The sequence below is a fragment of the Endozoicomonas sp. SESOKO1 genome (genome assembly GCF_024606265.1).
Classification (GTDB): domain Bacteria; phylum Pseudomonadota; class Gammaproteobacteria; order Pseudomonadales; family Endozoicomonadaceae; genus Endozoicomonas.
Genome location: NZ_JAHHPP010000291.1, coordinates 1 through 2,028 on the forward strand (window position 1 = coordinate 1; position 2,028 = coordinate 2,028).

Here is a 2,028-nt window from a genome sequence, read left to right on the forward strand (position 1 = left end):
GACCAATTTGCTGCCACCGCAGTAGGGCAGTCTATTCTCGGACAGGCTCCTAGCTGTGGCGACGATCACCAACGCAGGGTTAAGGCTCAAATCTTCAGCGCAATAGAGAGTTAGAAAGTTCGATTGGTATTGAGATATGAATACATTTAGTTCAAACCATCCTGATAAAGAAAAAGATCAAGAGAATCGCCAGTCAGATTTATCTGACAATAAAAATCGATTAAGCCGACTCTTGGCTGAACAGGCAAACACGGAGGATGCCGATAAAGAGAAACTGCTCCAGAGTATCACCGATATCATTACCGAAACGGTTGAGCTTATGAGTACCAATAAAAAGCCATCGTTTTCTTTTACTGAGCATGAGAAAGATATGCTGGCTAACATCATGTTAACTGCGATCCGGGAGAGAGCAGAAAAAGACCATATAGCGAGATTTGAACGCCTGGTTCCTGAATTGGTTAACAGCATCGAACGGATAATGACGATGTTGCCTGCTCCAGAAATCTGAGTGTCCCTTACACGCTGAAAACTTACTCACGTCATTTTTGAGACCATATTTCTTCAGCCGACGCTCATCATTGTCATGCTAATTGAAGCTGCTGATACCGCTCAGGTGTATCAATATCCAGGTGAATGGCATCGGTGCCCACCGAGATAAAACGATGAGGGCCAGCCAGCAACAGTGATCTCATCCGGGACTGGGGAGGAGCATCGAGGACTGACTCAAACGCACGACGATGCACAAGGACAGGATGGCCCGGTTGCTTATCAGCGATGCTGACCACTGGAAAGAGAGTATCAAAATCCCGTTGTCGCCAGAGTTCCGAGAATACGGTGGGAGGAATCAGCGGCATATCACCATGGGTAATGAACAGGTAATCGGTTTCGCAATGGCTGATGCCGACCTGAATGGAGCTGAAAAGCCCGAGATAATACGCCTGGTTATGAACCAGTTTGATGCGCGGGTGATTCTCATACCGTGAGTGAATTTCTTCGCCCCGGTAGCCGGTCACCAGAATAACCCGTTGGCAGAAGCAGAGCGCATTGGCGATGCTGCAATCAAGAATGGTCTCACACCCTGGCATCTCGCTGGACTCTCCAGTGGAATCCCCGGTGGACTCTCTTCTAGAAAAAGGGAGCATCATCTTCCAGCGCCCCATCCGAGATGACAGTCCTGCTGCTGTGATCAGGCAATCCACAGGTTTGGTTGAATCCGCTGACATACTGAAAGTCTCATCGGTTTAAGGCTGTCTGAGGGAACGTCTTATGCTCCATTTTCCAGTTAGCCTGTCATGGATAGACCCGGTTAAAGACCGCATTATTGCGGCAATCGGCCCCGGAGGAAAGACCAGTTGCCTGGAATACCTCGCACTTCATCTCAAGCAGCCTGGACACAGATGCCCATGGCGCATGGAAATATTTTTCACGGCAAAGTACAGCCGACCAAGACCCTGAAAAACTGCGTGGACTTTCTACGGCAACTTTCCAGTAGCTGATCAACCGTAAAATATACGACAAGATTATTATAGAAGCCGACGGATCCAGGGTTTGTTTTACTCAAAGCCTTCTGCCCAGGCAGTGTCGGGGTTATGCGAGGATCGTCGATCCGTTGGCCGAAGCAGTTGTATTGTTCCTCCTTGATACGCTTGAACATAAACGGTTCAAACAGCATCCGGTAGATTTTACTGGCGTTACCCCCGTTTCTGGTTTTCCGATGACAACTTTGCAATCCCAATTGTGTAGGCAAAGGAAACCATTGCTATGCTGCCTCCCGAGCAATAGCTCACTTGTTTTGAGGAAAACCCGGTAGGAGGTGCGAACTCCGATGATCCGGATTTTTTCTTATGTGCGGGAAACATAGATCACGTACAGGGGATTGCAAGATAAATAGACCTTATCAGTTTCAACACCGAAACATAGTGGTGAAACTAATACAAACAAGATAAAGAACAGTATCAAAGAACAAGTCGCAAAATGCGGCCTGCGTAGGTGAACATAACAACGGGTTGCTTATCCGATAGTGAAGTT

The 2,028-nt window shown here is 47.7% G+C and carries 2 protein-coding genes; one reads left to right on the forward strand and one right to left on the reverse strand.

Translation table 11 applies throughout. The annotated features are described in order from the left end of the window. Positions 1 to 136 precede the first annotated feature (136 nt). On the forward strand, positions 137 to 508 hold the full coding sequence (locus tag KDK13_RS12855) for a hypothetical protein (protein WP_257285370.1): 372 nt from the start codon (positions 137 to 139) through the stop codon (positions 506 to 508). A gap of 73 nt (positions 509 to 581) precedes the next feature. On the opposite strand, the gene KDK13_RS12860 is transcribed toward KDK13_RS12855, so the two are convergent. Continuing rightward, positions 582 to 1,223: an NTP transferase domain-containing protein gene (locus tag KDK13_RS12860; protein WP_257285371.1), complete on the reverse strand. Its 642-nt coding sequence runs from the start codon at positions 1,221 to 1,223 to the stop codon at positions 582 to 584. Positions 1,224 to 2,028: the final 805 nt, after the last annotated feature.

Excerpts from the sequence above, each read along its gene's own strand:
- KDK13_RS12855 (WP_257285370.1), top strand. The coding sequence starts at position 137 with ATGAATACATTTAGTTCAAACCATCCTGATAAAGAAAAAGATCAAGAG.
- KDK13_RS12860 (WP_257285371.1), bottom strand. The coding sequence starts at position 1,223 with ATGTCAGCGGATTCAACCAAACCTGTGGATTGCCTGATCACAGCAGCA.